The sequence below is a fragment of the Neobacillus drentensis NBRC 102427 genome (assembly GCF_001591445.1).
Classification (GTDB): Bacteria; Bacillota; Bacilli; order Bacillales; family Cytobacillaceae; genus Neobacillus; species Neobacillus drentensis.
In genome coordinates, this window is the sequence record NZ_BCUX01000022.1 from 24,363 (window position 1) to 41,455 (window position 17,093).

At 43.8% G+C, this 17,093-nt stretch carries 19 protein-coding genes; all 19 read right to left on the bottom strand.

Going from position 1 to position 17,093, the window contains the following annotated elements; all coding sequences use genetic code 11:
• Positions 1–35: 35 nt before the first annotated feature.
• Positions 36–1,019, bottom strand: a complete 984-nt coding sequence (gene mgfK, locus BDR01S_RS12285) for a gluconeogenesis morphogenetic factor MgfK (RefSeq protein WP_066258760.1) — start codon at positions 1,017–1,019, stop codon at positions 36–38.
• Positions 1,016–1,909 carry an RNase adapter RapZ gene (gene rapZ, locus BDR01S_RS12290; RefSeq protein ID WP_066258762.1) on the bottom strand — a complete coding sequence of 298 codons (894 nt, stop codon included), beginning with the start codon at positions 1,907–1,909 and terminating at the stop codon, positions 1,016–1,018. Before rapZ ends, mgfK begins: the two co-directional genes overlap by 4 nt.
• A 19-nt stretch (positions 1,910–1,928) precedes the next feature.
• A complete protein-coding gene (locus BDR01S_RS12295; protein ID WP_066258764.1) occupies positions 1,929–2,387 on the bottom strand; it encodes an NUDIX hydrolase in 459 nt (152 codons plus the stop codon).
• Positions 2,388–2,785: 398 nt separating this feature from the next.
• Positions 2,786–3,742, bottom strand: coding sequence for a thioredoxin-disulfide reductase (gene trxB / locus BDR01S_RS12300; RefSeq protein WP_066258769.1), 957 nt, complete (start codon positions 3,740–3,742; stop codon positions 2,786–2,788).
• Between the two features lie 96 nt (positions 3,743–3,838).
• Complete coding sequence (locus BDR01S_RS12305) at positions 3,839–5,332, bottom strand: tetratricopeptide repeat protein (protein ID WP_066258770.1); 1,494 nt, start codon at positions 5,330–5,332, stop codon at positions 3,839–3,841.
• 303 nt (positions 5,333–5,635) lie between these two features.
• Positions 5,636–6,253 (bottom strand): bifunctional phosphoribosyl-AMP cyclohydrolase/phosphoribosyl-ATP diphosphatase HisIE, encoded by a 618-nt coding sequence (gene hisIE / locus BDR01S_RS12310; protein WP_066258772.1) that lies wholly within the window; start codon positions 6,251–6,253, stop codon positions 5,636–5,638.
• Complete coding sequence (gene hisF, locus BDR01S_RS12315; protein ID WP_066258774.1) at positions 6,250–7,011, bottom strand: imidazole glycerol phosphate synthase subunit HisF; 762 nt, start codon at positions 7,009–7,011, stop codon at positions 6,250–6,252. Before hisF ends, hisIE begins: the two co-directional genes overlap by 4 nt.
• 55 nt (positions 7,012–7,066) lie before the next feature.
• The gene (gene hisA, locus BDR01S_RS12320; protein WP_066258776.1) at positions 7,067–7,789 is read right to left on the bottom strand and encodes a 1-(5-phosphoribosyl)-5-[(5-phosphoribosylamino)methylideneamino]imidazole-4-carboxamide isomerase; all 723 of its coding nucleotides are present in this window, start codon (positions 7,787–7,789) and stop codon (positions 7,067–7,069) included.
• A complete protein-coding gene (gene hisH, locus BDR01S_RS12325; RefSeq protein ID WP_066258778.1) occupies positions 7,786–8,412 on the bottom strand; it encodes an imidazole glycerol phosphate synthase subunit HisH in 627 nt (208 codons plus the stop codon). Before hisH ends, hisA begins: the two co-directional genes overlap by 4 nt.
• Before the next feature lie 81 nt (positions 8,413–8,493).
• The gene (gene hisB / locus BDR01S_RS12330; protein ID WP_066258780.1) at positions 8,494–9,081 is read right to left on the bottom strand and encodes an imidazoleglycerol-phosphate dehydratase HisB; all 588 of its coding nucleotides are present in this window, start codon (positions 9,079–9,081) and stop codon (positions 8,494–8,496) included.
• 27 nt (positions 9,082–9,108) lie between these two features.
• Entirely contained in the window at positions 9,109–10,389 is a 1,281-nt protein-coding gene (gene hisD / locus BDR01S_RS12335; RefSeq protein WP_066258782.1) for a histidinol dehydrogenase, read from the bottom strand.
• A 1-nt stretch (position 10,390) separates the two neighbouring features.
• Positions 10,391–11,026, bottom strand: coding sequence for an ATP phosphoribosyltransferase (gene hisG, locus BDR01S_RS12340; protein ID WP_066258783.1), 636 nt, complete (start codon positions 11,024–11,026; stop codon positions 10,391–10,393).
• Complete coding sequence (locus BDR01S_RS12345; protein WP_066258784.1) at positions 11,019–12,191, bottom strand: ATP phosphoribosyltransferase regulatory subunit; 1,173 nt, start codon at positions 12,189–12,191, stop codon at positions 11,019–11,021. The genes hisG and BDR01S_RS12345 overlap by 8 nt, the downstream gene beginning before the upstream one ends.
• A 455-nt stretch (positions 12,192–12,646) precedes the next feature.
• Positions 12,647–13,180 (bottom strand): acyltransferase, encoded by a 534-nt coding sequence (locus BDR01S_RS12350; protein WP_066258785.1) that lies wholly within the window; start codon positions 13,178–13,180, stop codon positions 12,647–12,649.
• Positions 13,181–13,185: 5 nt separating this feature from the next.
• Positions 13,186–13,830 (bottom strand): pyrophosphatase PpaX, encoded by a 645-nt coding sequence (ppaX, locus tag BDR01S_RS12355; RefSeq protein ID WP_066258789.1) that lies wholly within the window; start codon positions 13,828–13,830, stop codon positions 13,186–13,188.
• Positions 13,799–14,767: a nucleoside recognition domain-containing protein gene (locus tag BDR01S_RS12360; protein WP_066258791.1), complete on the bottom strand. Its 969-nt coding sequence runs from the start codon at positions 14,765–14,767 to the stop codon at positions 13,799–13,801. The genes ppaX and BDR01S_RS12360 overlap by 32 nt, the downstream gene beginning before the upstream one ends.
• Before the next feature lie 29 nt (positions 14,768–14,796).
• Complete coding sequence (gene lgt, locus BDR01S_RS12365; RefSeq protein WP_066258792.1) at positions 14,797–15,615, bottom strand: prolipoprotein diacylglyceryl transferase; 819 nt, start codon at positions 15,613–15,615, stop codon at positions 14,797–14,799.
• A gap of 20 nt (positions 15,616–15,635) precedes the next feature.
• On the bottom strand, positions 15,636–16,571 hold the full coding sequence (gene hprK, locus BDR01S_RS12370) for an HPr(Ser) kinase/phosphatase (protein WP_066258793.1): 936 nt from the start codon (positions 16,569–16,571) through the stop codon (positions 15,636–15,638).
• A 150-nt stretch (positions 16,572–16,721) separates the two neighbouring features.
• Complete coding sequence (locus tag BDR01S_RS12375) at positions 16,722–17,087, bottom strand: phage holin family protein (RefSeq protein ID WP_066258794.1); 366 nt, start codon at positions 17,085–17,087, stop codon at positions 16,722–16,724.
• Between the last annotated feature and the right edge of the window lie 6 nt (positions 17,088–17,093).

Consider the following 17,093-nt stretch of genomic DNA (forward strand, 5'->3'; position numbering starts at 1 on the left):
TTTACAAACTCGTACTTTTTTAGTAAGTACTATATTTACGTTTCATAACGCTTTTTGGTTTCAATTAAAAGCAAATTATATAAAATTTTTGCGACCTTTTTTGGATCATGCCTTAGTGCCCCATTTTCCTGGTAAGCGATATCCGCATGAACTACCTCAAGCCCTAATTCAAACAGGCGCGGAAGGTCATATAGAACAGGGTCTGCCAGCTCTTCATTATAGCGGAGCTGAATATCCTGTGGAATCTCTTCATTATTTACAAGAATCGTATTAATAAATGCACAGCTCATATGATCATATAAGGCCGTTACATGGTCACTCGCTGTAAAGCCATGAGTTTCCCCAGCCTGGGTCATCAAATTACAAATGTACACCTTTTTGGCGTGTGACCGGCATAGCTCATCTCCAATTTTCGGGACGAGCAAATTTGGAAGAATACTTGTATATAGGCTTCCTGGCCCAATAATGATTAAATCAGCCTGACGGATCGCTTGAAGGGTTTCTGGTATCGGACGAATATTTTCCGGTGTCATAAACACCTTTTTAATCCTTTTTCCAGAGTAAGGAATTTTTGATTCACCTGAGACAATCGTCCCATCCTCCATTTCAGCATGAAGAACGACACTCTGATTGGCAGCAGGCAGGACCTTGCCGTGAACATTTAAAATCTTGCTCATTTCCTGAATCGCGTGGACAAAGTTTCCCGTGATGGAGGTCATTGCTGCTAAGATTAAATTTCCAAGCGAGTGTCCGGAAAGTTCATTTGACGTTTTAAAGCGATGTTGAAACATTTCTTCAACGAGTGGCTCTACATCCGATAAGGATGCTAACACATTGCGAATGTCCCCGGGAGGAGGGATATGAAGATCCTCGCGCAAGCGCCCTGAGCTGCCGCCGTCATCCGCGACTGTCACAATGGCAGTAATATCCACAGGATACTGTTTTAAGCCACGCAATAAAACTGGTAACCCTGTTCCTCCGCCAATGACGACAATTCGAGGCTGTCCGTAAATGCTCATGTTGTTTTTTCCTTTCTCCTCTCAATGTCACGATGGGAAATGCATGTCTTATAATCATTTTGGAAAAATTTACCGAGATATTCAGCTAATGTAACCGAACGATGCTGGCCGCCTGTACAGCCAATCGCAATCACTAACTGTGCCTTGCCTTCTCTTTTATAATGCGGAAGCATGAAGGAAAGCAGGTCCGTTACCTTTTCCAAAAACTTATGCGTTTCATTCCATTTTAATACATAACTAGAAACATCCTCATCGAGTCCTGTTTTCGGTCTCATATGCTCGATATAATGAGGATTCGGCAAGAAACGCACATCAAACACTAGATCCGCATCAATAGGAATTCCATACTTAAAGCCAAATGACATGACATTGACTGTGAAGATTGATTGTTTATTCGCCGTAAATTCCGTTAATATTTTCTCACGAAGTTCCCGTGGTTTCATCTGGGAAGTGTTGTAAATTAACTGTGCTCTGCCTTTTAATTCTTCCAGAAGCTCGCGTTCAAGCGTGATTCCTTCAAGTGGCAGCCCTGTCGGTGCTAACGGATGCGACCTCCGAGTCTCTTTATATCTGCGCACTAATGTCGCATCATCTGCATCTAGAAATAATATCTGCGGAGTTACCCATGAGGTTTCGGCCAGCTCATCTAATCCTTTAAATAGATGCTCAAAGAATTCTCTGCCACGCAGATCCATAACAAGGGCAACTTTATTCATCTTATTCCCGGACTCCTTCATAAGTTCAAGGAATTTTGGAAGGAGTGTTGGAGGTAAATTATCAACACAGAAGAATCCTAAATCTTCAAAACTCTGAATGGCCACAGTTTTTCCTGCACCAGACATTCCTGTAATAATGACCATTTGGATGTCATTTGCAGCACCGGTACTCATTAATAATTCCTCCTATAAGTTAGCTTGGATCTAATCGATAACTGATTAGTTGAAAGTCTTTTGTATAAGTAAAAGTACCGTAAATGATTCCTTTTCCGTGAATCATGTAATCAAGAATATGATAATCGCCGGCGGCCATTGGCAAATTTTTTAATTGGTCAATCATTTGCCATTCTAGCTTACCTTCCTCGGATTCGTCTAAATCGATACCATCTGAATCTGTTGCTACAAACGAAAACATCATCCACTCGGAAAGAAGCTGGTCGTTTTCCTTCATAATCATTGTAAAAATCCCTTTTAGCTGCGGATTTTTTAAATAGATTCCCGTTTCTTCGCGGTATTCCCTGATGCAAGAGTCTCGAACCGATTCGTCCGGCTCCATTTTCCCACCGGGAGCTACCCACCAGCCGCGTCGTGGTTTTTGCAGCAACAATATTTTTTCGTCTCTGATTAATACACAATTGGTGACACGCTGCACAACATTCACCCTCTTAATAAAGCATACGCTATTTAGTCGTTCACGCGGTTCTTGAGAAAGAGTCGCATTCGATCTTAGGAGCGGTAATGCTAAATATCCTACTATAACTTTAAATTTATTCTTATTATTATACTATTTTTAGGAAACAGTCACAATGAAACAAAGTTGATATTTCTATTAATTATTATTAAGTTTGTTACGATCGTTAACATACTTTTAAAAAAAACACGGACAGGCTTGACCAGCCGAAAAAAATAGCACAGGCTACGGGCCTGTGCATGAAAGGAATATATTTTTAAAGGGGGTCAATTACTGCTTTTATCATACCCTAAAAATATTGCGCTTTTGTTACAGAAGAATTAAAACAGAGTTACGTTTTTGTAAACATCACTTTTTTTCTAATTGCTGCTTTTCTGTTTCAATTCTTCCTTAAGCTCTTCGACAAAATGCTGGGCACTTTGAGCGGCAATACTGCCATCACCAGTTGCCGTTACAATTTGGCGCAGTGTTTTTTCACGAATATCACCCGCTGCATAAATTCCCGGTACCCTCGTCTCCATTCGGTCATTCGTTTCAATATAGCCGTTTTCATTGGTAATGCCAAGGCTCACAAATGGTTTCGATAGCGGCACCATGCCGATATAAATAAACACTCCATCAGCGGGAAGAACTTGTTCTTCGCCATTTTCAGTGGAAACCAATGTCACACTGCCGACTTTACCATCTTTGTCATTAATCGACTTAATCGTGTGATTCCAAATAAAATCTATTTTCTCATTAGCAAACGCACGGTCTTGGAGGATTTTTTGCGCCCGAAGCTCACTTCGGCGATGGACGATTGTTACTTTCGATGCGAAGCGAGTTAAGTAAACACCCTCTTCGACGGCTGAATCGCCTCCACCGATGACATATAGTTCTCTTTCTTTAAAGAAAGCCCCATCACAAACCGCACAATAGGATACACCGCGTCCGCCCAGTTCTTTTTCACCAGGAACGCCAATTTTCTTATACTCAGCACCCGTTGTAATGATAACAGCGTATGCTTTGTATTGTTTTGAACCGGCCACAACAATTTTGTAGTCGCCGTGATCAATGATTTCCTTGATGTCGCCATAGGCGTATTCCGCACCAAACTTCTTGGCATGCTCAAACATTTTCGTTGATAAGTCAGGGCCTAAAATACTTTCAAAGCCAGGATAGTTTTCAACGTCTTCGGTATTGGCCATTTGTCCACCCGGCATACCACGCTCAATCATTAGTGTCGAAAGGTTCGCTCTAGATGTATAAACAGCCGCTGTCATCCCCGCAGGGCCAGCACCGGCGATAATGATGTCATAAATTTTATCTTCAGACATAATACACACTCCCTATATAGAAAAATACGATTAAGTAAGATTATTGTTCCCTTACTTAATCGTATATAACAATCGTTTTATCGTCCACCAATATGCTTAATTTAAATAGTTATTCACTATTTTTACATACTTACCAATGGTCGCTGAGGAAATCCCGTAGCGGTCGGCAATCTCCTGCTGAGAAACTTTTTCACTACGTAGCTTATGCCACATATACTCGACTGCTCCAGCCCAGGCATGTTTATTTTTCAATTGTAGTTTGTCTTTTGAAACCTCGACATATACAGAAAACCACATGAGGTATAAACCAGACTCAATCGTTCCAATCGGTTGATAATTTTCATAAAAAAGCTCCGCAATTTCCTGCGCTTCAGCTGTCCTTGATGGTTTCCCCGAACGAATAAGTGAAATATATTCTTTTTCTAAAGACGTAAATTTGTGATTTTGAAACAGCCGCTTGGAAGTCATGATTTCTTCCTTTTTACTTGAAACGGTTGTTAAGAATAAGGCGAATAAGCGCTCTTCCACATAGTCACTGTCAAGTTTTTGAAAAATAGATCCAGAAAGGTCCTCAAAACCGGTAGCTGGTGCACCTTCTTTATTCCACGGTTCCGAGCCTTCTTTGTCCGGATTAAGCTCCAGCACCTTTTTCCAAATACTTTTTGCAAAGTTTTCATTGCCTGTGTAATAGGCCGAATGTGAAAGCCAATAGTAAAACGGACCATCCCCATCAAAACCGTGCTTATATAGTTTTTTCAGCCATAAATAGGCAAGTTCATATTCTCCCACTAAAGCAAATGAGGCACCAAGCTTAAATTGCTGCTCACTGAGAAGCGGTTGGATTTTCTTCAATATTTCTGTTAACCCAGTAACATTTTTTGTTTGGCCCTGATAATGGGCAAATACCAGCCGATTACATAAGGCATGAAGATTTCCGGGATTTCTCTCAAGTACATCGTCTAAAATCGATTCAGCCTTTTCCGTTTTCCCTAAATAAAAATAAGCGAGCGCCAAGTTATTGTACGCCGACCAGTACTCCGGATAATCCTTGACAACATCTTTAAGAAGTTCAATCGCCTTCGGAAAGTATCCTGACTCAAGCAGGTCACGAGCCTGTTCCTGTTTGACGATTAAGTCATCCTGCTGATAGAGGTCATCGTCCATATCTTCTGCCTCAAATGTTAGCACATCAAGTAAATCCTCTGTATCTTCGCTAAAATCACCATCCGGATCCAGCTGTAAATACAGCTTGGCGTGGTGATAAGCATCTTTAAAAAATCCCATATGGGCATAATTATTCGCCAAAAAGTAATGGCATTCCACCATTTCTTGATCTAGTTCTTCAAGGATGAGGTGCAAGAGCCGGTTGGAATTTTCAAACTCGCCAAGTTCTGTTGACACAATCGCCAACTGGCATATAATCATCGGTTCACCCGGCTCAAGCTGCATCGCTCGCCCAAGATATTTTTTTGCTTTGATAAAATCACGTCGATGGAATGCCTTTAAACCCTTCGTGAAATAATATTCCCCCGTAGGAACAAATGTAAGTAATTTTCCCATATGCGTTCTTGCTTTCGCGTCTTTACCCATGAAGTCCTCCACAATTTTTAACATAACTAATGTAGTATACCACACCTGGGAGTCGTTCGAGAAGGGAACTGGGGTTTTTAAGAGAATGACCTCTTAAAATTAAGGGAATTTGTCGCAGAATTCGTCGGGAATTACATAATTTCACAACAAATGTCGTAAGTTTTCAAAAATTGGTATTAAGTGGTCAAATATATGTAGTAAGTCCCTAAAAATATGTAGTAAGTTCCGGGAAATATGTCATAAATGCTAGGAAATTTGTAATAAGTTCCTCCCTACCTCCTAAAACGCAAGAAACCGGTCGATTTACGACCGGTCCTTGTGTCTTTCTTCTAATGTCCGTAACACTTCTTTGAATGGAAGGCCTTGTTCGACCAATAATACCTGCAAGTGATACAGTAAGTCAGCCGCTTCCCACCTTAACTCCTCGGCGTCACGGTTCTTCGCTGCAATAATCACTTCCGCCGCTTCTTCACCGACTTTTTTCAAAATCTTATCGACGCCTTTTTCAAAAAGATAAGTAGTGTAGGTCCCTTCCGGACGCTCCTGTTCACGGTCGACGATCACTTTTTCAAGCGATTGTAAGATTTGATAGTCCGCTAGGCTGGATGTTCCGGTGTAGCCTCGTTCTGAAAAACAACTGACTGCACCCGTATGGCAGGCCGGACCTTTTGGATAAACAAGCACTAATAATGCATCTTGATCACAGTCATAGTTGATGCTGACAACCGTTTGTGTATTACCGCTTGTTGCCCCTTTATGCCATAATTCCTGACGAGAACGGCTATAAAACCAGGTTTCCCCCGTTTCAATCGTTTTCGCAAGTGATTCCTCGTTCATATAAGCGAGTGTTAATACTTCTTTCGTGCCGGCATCCTGGATAATGGCTGGCACTAAGCCTTTTTCATCAAATCGTACATTCATCGAACCGTCACTCCTTTTTCCCGTAAATAGCTTTTTACTTCATGAATAGATGTCTCTTTATAGTGAAAGATAGACGCAGCCAGGGCCGCATCAGCTTTTCCTGCTAAAAATGCTTCTTCAAAGTGTACTGAATTTCCTGCCCCACCCGATGCGATGACTGGTATCGGAACGGCTTCACTCACTGCCCTTGTCAGTTCTAAGTCAAATCCATTTTTCTCGCCGTCACTGTCCATACTTGTTAATAATATTTCACCGGCACCAAGCTGAGCCGCTTCTACTGCCCATTCGATAACCAGTTTATCAGTAGGCGTTCTGCCGCCATGTGTAAACACACGCCACGTCCCAACCGCTTCATCAAATTTCGCATCGATGGCAACAACGATACACTGCGAACCAAAGTAGCACGCGCCTTCCTTAATTAACCCTGGATTGAGGACTGCGGCCGTATTCAATGACACTTTATCCGCCCCAGCACGAAGAATTCTTTTCATATCTTCCAAAGCATTAATACCCCCGCCTACCGTGAATGGAATCGCCAACTGGGAGGCTACTGCTTTGACAACTTCCTCCATCGTTTTCCTGCCTTCAACAGATGCAGAGATGTCTAGGAAAACTAGCTCGTCAGCGCCCTGTTCATCGTAAAACCGTGCCAATTCAACCGGGTCCCCTGCATCGCGCAGTTGGACAAATTGAATGCCTTTTACCACTCGGCCGTCCTTTACATCAAGGCAGGGAATAATCCGTTTCGTTAATGTCATACATTCTCACCTTCCAATGCCTCTTTTTGCAGGGAATACTATGTAAACTCCTGTGTCATACGCCAGCCAACGCTAATGCTTCCTTCAACGAAAACCGATTTTCGTAAAGTGCTTTCCCAACGATCGCACCTTGAATGCCCTTTGCTGCGATTGCTTTTAAATCGGCCAGACTACTAACCCCGCCTGAGGCAATCACATTTTTTCCAGTTACTTCAGCCATTTCACATACAGCCGCAATATTCGGACCCGCAAGCGTTCCGTCCGTGGCAATATCGGTAAAAATAAACGTCTCTGCACCGGCTTCGGCGAAGCGCTTGCCGAGCTCGACCGCCTTTAGTTCGGAGGTATCCAGCCAGCCATGTGTCGCGACATAGCCATTTTTCGCGTCAATCCCCACGGCAATTTTTCCACCGTATTTCTTAATCATCTCAATCGCAAACTCCGGCTTCGAGACTGCAATACTTCCGATGATGACCCGGTCGACCCCATTTTCAAGATAGTGGACGATATCCTCCTCCGAACGAATGCCGCCGCCAATTTGAATGTTAACCTGTAACTTTTGCGCGGCTTCTATGACAAAACGATCATTGACTCGCTTGCCATCCTTTGCCCCGTCCAGGTCGACCATGTGAATCCACTCGGCGCCATCAGCGGCAAAACTCTTAGCCATATCAAAGGGCGAATTCCCGTAAACCGTTTCTTGATCATAGTCTCCTTGAAGAAGACGGACACAATTGCCTCCCCGCATATCAATTGCGGGATAAATTGTTAGACTCATCGAACTGCCTTCCTTTCCTCCACCATCTGTAAAAAATTATCGAGAAGGGCCATCCCAAGCTTGCTGCTTTTTTCCGGATGAAATTGCATCCCCATTACATTGTCCTTGCCAACTACAGCTGATACTTGTTCGTGGTAATCAGCCTTCGCCAGTAATACATCGCTGTTTGTTGCATCTGCAAAATAGGAATGGACGAAATAGACGTAATCCTCTTCTACATTTTTTAAAAGCGGGGATTCGTTGACGAATTCAAGCCGGTTCCAGCCCATATGTGGAACTTTGTAAGTTTCGCCTTCAGTTGTTCGGCCCGGAAAGCGGCGAACACTTCCCGGTAATAATCCTAACCCTTTCGTTGGACCATTTTCCTCACTTTGCTCAAACAATAGCTGCATTCCAAGACAAATGCCGAGAAGCGGCTTACCGGTAACCACAAATTCCTTGATCGTCTCCACTGGCAAACGCTCCATCGCATCCCGAAAGGAACCAACCCCAGGAAGTATCAATCCATCAGCTTGAAGCAAATCCTTCTTATTGGCGGAAATAAAATAATCAGCGCCTAGTCGCTCAAGTGCTTTACTCACGCTGAACAAATTCCCCATCCCATAATCAACAACGCCAATCATCGAAAACATCCTTTCCTGGTGCATTATCCTGGTGCCTGACACCAATCGTGAATGGTGCCTGACACCACTATTTTTCCTATCTTAGAGCAGCCCTTTGGTCGATGGTACGCCTTTAATGCGCGGGTCGATGGTGGTGGCTTCGTCGAGGGCACGGCCAAGTGCTTTAAAGACGGCTTCGATCATATGGTGTGTATTTTTCCCATAATGAACAATGACATGTAGGTTCATCCGCGCCTCTAAGGCAAGCTTCCATAGAAATTCATGAACAAGCTCGGTGTCGAAGGTACCAACCTTTTGTCCCGGAAATTCTGCCCTCATTTCGAGATGCGGTCGATTGCTGAGGTCGACAACTACCTGTGCTAACGCTTCATCCATCGGCACAAAGGCATTCCCGTAGCGCTTAATGCCGCGCTTGTCCCCCAGGGCTTCACGAAGCGCCTGCCCTAAACAAATCCCGATATCCTCTGTTGTATGGTGGTCATCGACTTCGGTATCCCCATTGGCATTGACAGTCAGATTAAATTGACCATGCTTCGTGAATAAATCAAGCATATGGCTCATGAACGGGACACCCGTTTCAAGATTAGACTGACCTTCACCATCTACTTCTAATCTCAGTTGTATTTGCGTTTCATTTGTATTCCGTTCCACACTTGCAATTCTTTCCATGACCGCGACCCCCTTATGTGATAAAAACTATAACTTTCCGTCATTTTTCAAACGAATTTCCACTGCCCTGGCATGGGCCTCGAGCCCCTCCATCCGGGCAAATTCGGCAATCTTTGCGCCATTCTCAGTTAAAGCCTTTTGACTGTAAATAATTACGCTCGATTTCTTTTGAAAATCATCGACATTGAGCGGACTTGAAAACCGTGCCGTACCATTTGTCGGCAGCACATGATTAGGGCCAGCAAAATAGTCCCCCACCGGTTCAGAGCTATACCGGCCAATAAAGATAGCCCCTGCATGACGAATTTTCCCAAGCAGCTCGATGGCGTTCTCAGTGATAATTTCTAGATGTTCAGGTGCCAATTGGTTTACCGTTTCGACTGCTTCGTCGATATCAGCGGTGACGTAAATAGCACCATAATCGGAAATGGAACGAGCGGCGATATCTTTTCGCGGCAACGTTGATAGCTGCTTTTCAACTTCCACAGACACTGCTTCTGCCAGCGTAATCGATGGAGTCACGAGGACACTGCAGGCACGCGGGTCGTGCTCCGCTTGTGAGAGCAGGTCTGCCGCTAACTCGTCTGCCTTCGCCGTGTCATCTGCCAAAATGGCAATCTCGCTCGGACCGGCAATCATATCAATATCGACATCCCCGAACACCTCTCGTTTTGCGAGTGCCACAAAGATATTTCCCGGACCGGTAATTTTATCAACAGATTGAATCGTTTCAGTTCCATAGGCAAGGGCCGCAATCGCCTGTGCCCCGCCAACTTTATAGATTTCTTCCACACCGGCTTCCTTTGCGGCGACAAGGACTGCTGCTGGCAATAGACCTTGGTCGTCCGGAGGTGAGACCATCACAATCCGTTTCACTCCAGCCACTTTTGCCGGAATAACGTTCATGAGGACGGATGATGGGTAGGCAGCTGTTCCTCCTGGCACATACACTCCAACTGAATCAAGTGGTGTTATTTTTTGACCCAGAACGGTACCATTTTCTTCAGTGGTCATCCAGGATGGCCGAAGCTGCTTTTCATGGAATGTTCGAATATTTTCGGCCGCTTCCTGGACAATCGAGATAAAACGTTCGTCCACCTGCTGGTAGGCAGTCTCAATTTCTTCTTCTGTGACGGAAAAAGAAGATAAGCTGACTCGGTCGAATTTTTCCGTGAATTCTCTTAACGCTTCGTCACCACGAGTGCGAATCTCCGCGATAACTTTTTTGACAACATCCAGCTGTTCTGAAGTCCCAGTTTCAATCGAACGTTTTATCGAAATCAGTTCACTCACTTTAAGTATTTTCATGTTAATCCTCCACTGAAACAACTTTACTAAGTCGTGTGACTAAATCGTCGATCTGATTGTCTTTGATTCGATAGCTGACTGGATTGACAATCAGCCTTGATGTGACGTCGACAATTCTCTCGTACTCGACGAGACCGTTTTCTCTCATCGTCCGTCCGGTGGAAACAATATCGACGATTCGATCGGATAACCCGATAATCGGGGCCAGTTCGATCGAACCATTTAGTTTAATAATCTCGACCTGCTCCCCTTGCTCACGGAAATAAGCCTCGGCTACATTTGGATATTTAGTAGCCACTCTAGGTGCTACATCATTCATTTTCGTACCAGGAAGTCCAGCAACCGCTAGATAGCAGGCGCTGATTCGTAAATCGAGGAGTTCGTAGACATCGCGCTCTTCCTCAAGCAATACATCCTTGCCGGCAATACCGATATCAGCAACCCCATGCTCGACGTATGTTGGAACGTCTGTCGGTTTTGCTAAAATAAACCGCAGTCCTTCATTTTCAACCTCAATAATTAATTTTCGTGAATCATCAAATTCGGGCGGAAGCTGATAACCAGCTTTCCTGAGTAGGTCGGCTGCTTCTTCAAAAATCCGTCCTTTCGGCATCGCAATCGTTAGCACATTATTCATCGGCACGCCCTCCAAGTAAGTAGGTAGTATCCGCAAATTTCTTCGTGTATGCATCAAGATTCTTAACACCATTGATGTCCTGAAGTACGGTCCGCTGACCCTGTTCATGCATTTTTTCAGCTAATTGAAAAGCTTCCTTTCGTCGCTCCTGACTGAAAAAGATACAGGTCACTGTGTTTTCAATATCGTAGCTGCCGAGTGCTTCTAGGAGTCGATCCAGATGAACCGCAAAACCGGTCGCACTTGCATTTTTCCCAAATTTCTCAATTAAGCTGTAACGACCGCCATTCCCGATTGGAAAGCCGACTTTTCCTGCGTATACTTCAAATAAAATACCAGAGTAGTAGCTCATATGGCTGACAATCGTTAAATCAAATTTGACTTGATCCTGTACACCATAGTCATTGAGACAATCCCATAATTCCTTTAGTTGTAAAATAGCTTGTTTGCCTTGTTCATTTTCAATCAAGTCGAGTGCGGTACCGATGATTTCCACTCCACCCCTAAGATCAAGGAATTGCAGCAGTCTTTGCTTATCAATCGATGATAGCGATAGTGAGTTAACATGCTCACGGTAACCGACATAATTTTTTTCATAGAGGAATCTTCTTAACGAATTGGCCCGTTCATCTGTTCCTAGGATTTGTAAAAATAATTCCTGGGCAAAGCCAATATGGCCGATCGATACTTGGAACTCTGATAATCCCGCTTTTTTCAAAGAAGAAATGAGCAAGGAAATGACCTCTCCATCACAAGAAACTGTTTCGTCATTCAAGCATTCGACACCGATTTGCTCGAATTCAGCCGGACGGCCGCCTTCGCGCTGCTGTGCCCGGTAAACGTTAGCGGAATAAGCTAACCGAAGCGGCATGTCATCCTGAAGTAGTTTGGAGGCTGCTACTCTGGCAATCGGTGCAGTCATGTCAGGCCTCAACACCAGCGTATGGCCCTCTTTGTCAAGCAATCTAAACAGTTGGGCATCCTGAATGGCCGATGCGGTCCCAACGGTTTCATAGTATTCAAGTGTAGGTGTTTCAATAAATTGACAGCCCCAAAGTTTAATTGTATCCTCCATCAAGGTCCGGATACGATGTTTCTTTTCATATAACTCTGGCAGCGTGTCTCTCATGCCCAAGGGTTTTTCAAACATAAACAAGCGACTCATCCTGCTCATCCTTTATCGTTAGATTACTTTGTTAGTATATTGAATATTTTCTAATTGCTTTAGTCTGCTAATGTGATAATGAATTAAAGTAATTTTAGTTTACTCTTAGGGAAACATTTCGTCAATCAAAAAATCCGAAACGATCTGGAGGGAATTCCGCTGAACTTGAGGAGGATTCCGCCAACTTTTAAAAAAATTCCGCCAAACGCTAATTGAATTCCGCCAAAACTCAGATAATTTTTGTTAGAGGGATGGACTTCGAATGGATTTCCGCCGAACTTGGGTAGGATTCCGCCAAACTCGGTAGGGATTCCGCCAAACTTAAGGAGGATTCCGCCAACTTGACCAACAATTCCGCCAAATTCTAATTTATTCCGCGAAACGACAATTTTTATAGTAAGTTTACTACAAAAAAAGCCTGGTTGCGAAAACCAGACTAATAAGTTTGCAATATTTTATTTTTTCCGTCCATAAATCTCATCATCAGCCCAGCGCTCGGCTAATTCTTCCTTTGTATAAATAATCCGCATTGGGTTCCCTCCCACAAACGCTCCTGGAGGAACATCCTTATGTACCAGCGTCCCGGCCGAGACAATTGCTCCATCGCCAATCGTTATCCCAGGCAGGATTGTCGAATTGGCACCAATCATTACTTCGCTGCCAATCACAACTGGACCCAACCGGTATTCTTTAATTAAGTATTCATGCGCAAGAATCGTCGTGTTGTATCCGATAACCGTATTTCGGCCGACACTGATTTTCTCCGGAAACATGACATCCAGCATGACCATTAAAGCGAAGGACGTTTGATCGCCCACCTTAAGCCCGAGAAAAACGCGGTACAGCCAGTTCTTCATCCCCAAAAAAGGCGTATAGCGGGCGAGCTGGATGACGATAAAATTTCTGACCACCTTCCAAAAAGGCACAGTCTTGTAGACGTGCCATAAAGAATTCGCCCCTTCAACGGGGTAGCGGGTCGTATTTCTCACTCAATTCACTCCCCGAGAATGGTTAATAAGTCAGCCATGTTCTCTAGAATATAATCTGGTTCGTATTTGGCAATATACTCTCTGCCTTTAATCGACCATGCACAACCGGCCGTTACAGTTCCTGCATTTTTACCAGCTAAAATATCATGGTAATTATCGCCGACCATCATCGTCTCTTCAGGCGATGATTCCAACTGTTCCAATGCTTTAAAGATTGGTTCGGGATCAGGCTTGGTTTTGCTGACATGATCGTAAGTTACAACCACTTCAAAAAATCGTTCAAGGTCCATCAAGCGCAGACCCTTCAGTGTCACATCATGACGTTTCGTCGTGACGATCCCAAGTTTATACCCCTTATCCTTCAATGACTGCACCGTTTCAAAGACACCCGCAAATTCCGTCACCAACTCATCGTGGTTGGCAATGTTAAAGGCACGGTATTCTAAAACCATTTCCTCTACCAGGTCAGGGTTGATACTGCCAAATGCTTCATGCAGCGTAGGTCCGAGAAACGGGAGGACGTCCTCACGCTGGTATTTGCTAGGGTAGTACTTTTCCAGCGTGTGCAGGTACGTCGTAATAATTAACTCATTCGTATCAATTAATGTCCCATCTAAATCAAAGAGAATTGTCGTAATTTTGTTTTTCATAAGTTGATTCCTTTCTTTTCACAAGCCCCGTTCGTTTCCAAATCGTACCGACAATTAAGGTTAACACAATTGCCACCCCAATCCGGATGAGAAACAATGGCACGATTGGAATGCCGAGTGGTAAAAAGATTAATGTGTCCTCAACGACGGCATGGCAGGCCATTAGAAAAATAAACGCCAGCGTAATATCCTTTTTACTGACTCCATCTTCTTTAACCGCCTGAATCATCACACCGGCCCCATAAGCTAAGCCGAACAAAAGTCCTGCCGCCATCGTGGTCGAAGTGTTTTCCTGCATGCCGAGCGTTTTGGTAACGGGCGCCATTGTTTTTGAAAACTTATTTAACCATTGTAAGTCTTTTAAAATTTGAATAACAATCATGAGCGGAATGACAATCATGGCCAGCTGCATGATGCCCAGCCCTGCCTTTTGAATCGCCTCGAGGAGAATCCCCCCCACGCCCGCAGCCGGTTCGGAACTCTGCTCAATAAATCCATATTGAGCGGTCTCTCCGCCGCCATGCCAAACTAGATTAATCACTGCGGCAGAAAGCAAGGCAAGTCCAGGTCTTGTCACGAGAACCACCCACAGCTTAACTCCGGCTTTCATAGCAACGCCCGATTCGATGAATAAATTATGAGAAAATGAAAGCATTACTGCTAATATAAACACTTCTTTTACCGAAAAATCGAGCGTTAAAATCGCTCCAATTGCGGCATACAGGTTGAGAAAATTCCCGAGCACAAGCGGAATGGCTGCATCCCCTGACAAGCCAATCAGCTTCATTAGCGGGGAAATCAGTTTAATGATCCATGGCAGTACGGGTGTATACTGCAGCACCGCCACAATCAGGGTCACAGGAAAGATAACCTTCCCCAAGGTCCATGTGGTCTTGAAGCCAACCAGTAACCCTTTTTTTAATGAATTAAAAAGCATTTCCCCAAACTCTCCTTTTAAAAAAACGATTAAAGATTCTCTTGATCTAAATAACGTCGCTCTGAAATCTGCTTGGTGCGACGATAGATGAGAATAGCTAGTGCACCAAGCACCAATGCAATCGAAATCATTTGCGCCATTCGAAGGCTTCCAATCATTAAACTATCCGTCCGTAAGCCCTCGATAAAAAAGCGGCCCACAGAATACCAAATCACATAAGTTAGGAACAGTTCACCACGCCGGAAATTGACCCGGCGAAGGAAAATTAATAGGAAAAAGCCGGCAAAGTCCCAGAGAGATTCATAAAGGAACGTGGGATGATAATAGGTTCCGTTAATATACATTTGATCAATAATAAATTGAGGTAAATGCAAGTTTTCAAGGAATGACCTTGTTACTTCCCCGCCATGGGCCTCCTGGTTCATGAAATTTCCCCAACGGCCAATCGCCTGTCCGAGAATTATACTTGGTGCGGCAATATCGGCAATTTTCCAAAAGGATATGCCTCGTTTTTTCGCAAATACATAGGCGGTCAAGACGGAGCCAATTAAGGCACCGTGAATGGCGATGCCTCCATTCCATATTTGCGGGATATCTGCCGGATGTTTGACATAATAATTCCATTCAAAAATTACATAATAAATGCGGGCCGAAATAATCGCGATCGGAATGGCCCAGAGCATCAAATCAGCAAATGTGTCTTTATCAAGTCCCCGCTTGTTCCCTTCCCGGATGGCAAGGTACAAGGCAAGTGCCAGGCCTGATCCAATAATTACCCCATACCAATGCACCGAAATAGGCCCAAGTGTAAAGGCAATCGGATTTAGCGGTTGAATAGTTTCGTTCATCTGTCTATCTCCTCTTCCCTTTAAATCTCTTCATGGTCACCGTCTTCAATGACATCTGACAAGCGCTCCGTAAATTGCTGTGCTGCATTAACGCCCATTCTTTTCAGACGGAAATTCATGGATGCTACTTCAATGATAACAGCCAGATTTCGGCCGGGACGAACTGGAATGGTCAACTTTGGAACATCCGTGTCGATAATTTTCATCGTCTCTTCATCTAAACCAAGACGGTCATACTGCTTTTTAGAATCCCAAATTTCTAAATTCATAACGAGCGTGATGCGTTTATTGCTGCGCACTGCACCTGCTCCAAACAAAGTCATCACATTGATAATCCCTAACCCGCGGATTTCTAATAAATGTTCAATTAAATCAGGAGAAGTTCCGACCAAGGTGTCCTGATCTTCCTGACGGATTTCCACGCAATCGTCAGCAACGAGGCGGTGTCCGCGCTTGACCAATTCCAAAGCTGTTTCACTTTTACCTACACCGCTTTTTCCGGTAATTAACACACCAATTCCATACACATCTACTAAGACGCCATGCACAGCCGTGGTTGGTGCCAGCTTGCTTTCTAAGTAATTGGTTAAACGGCTGGAGAAACGGGTGGTTTTCATGCCCACTCGTAGAACGGGGACGGATTCACGCTCTGACGCTTCAATTAGCTCTACTGGTACCTCAATATCTCGGGTGATGATGATCGCCGGAGTGATATCCGTGCATAAACGTTCCATTCGTGAAATTCGTTCATTTTCAGGCAGCATTTCAAAAAAGGAAAGCTCGGTTTTACCTAACAGTTGAATGCGTTCCGCTGGATAAAATTCAAAATATCCGGCCATTTCAATTCCCGGACGGGAGATGTCACTCATTGTTATGGGGCGGTTAATTCCTTCTTCCCCGCTCACCAATTCAAGATTAAATTTCTCGACTATATCTTTCGTACGTACTTTCGGCAAGAAGCTTCCTCCTTAAACGGATTAAGTTTTAATCTAAAAATTCCATTTCCACTTATTTTAGCATTTTTTGATGAATAACCATACTTTCCTGTCTAAAAAATTAGAGTCCCAACAAAAAGGGTGCCCCCTATTAGGTGAACACCCTTAACATTAATCATTTGATTTCTTTGCTGGCTGCAGAAGTGTCTTTTGAATAATCAAATTTACGAGCGACATCAGGATCGCGAAAAAGAAGGCCATCCCAAAACCAGAAATCTCAAAGGCGTCCCCCATTAAATAATCCGTCAACTCAAGTGTAATCGCGTTGATAACAAATAGGAACAAGCCTAACGTTAAAACCGTCACTGGCAAGGTAAACAGAATCAGAAGCGGCCGCACCAATACATTTAATATTGACAATAAAATACTTGCCTGAAGTGCGGAACTAAATCCTGTTAGTTGAAAGCTCTCGTGAAAATAACCGGCCAGTGCCATAAATAAAACCGCATTAATCAAACATCCAATCAGCCATCTCATTTTCAG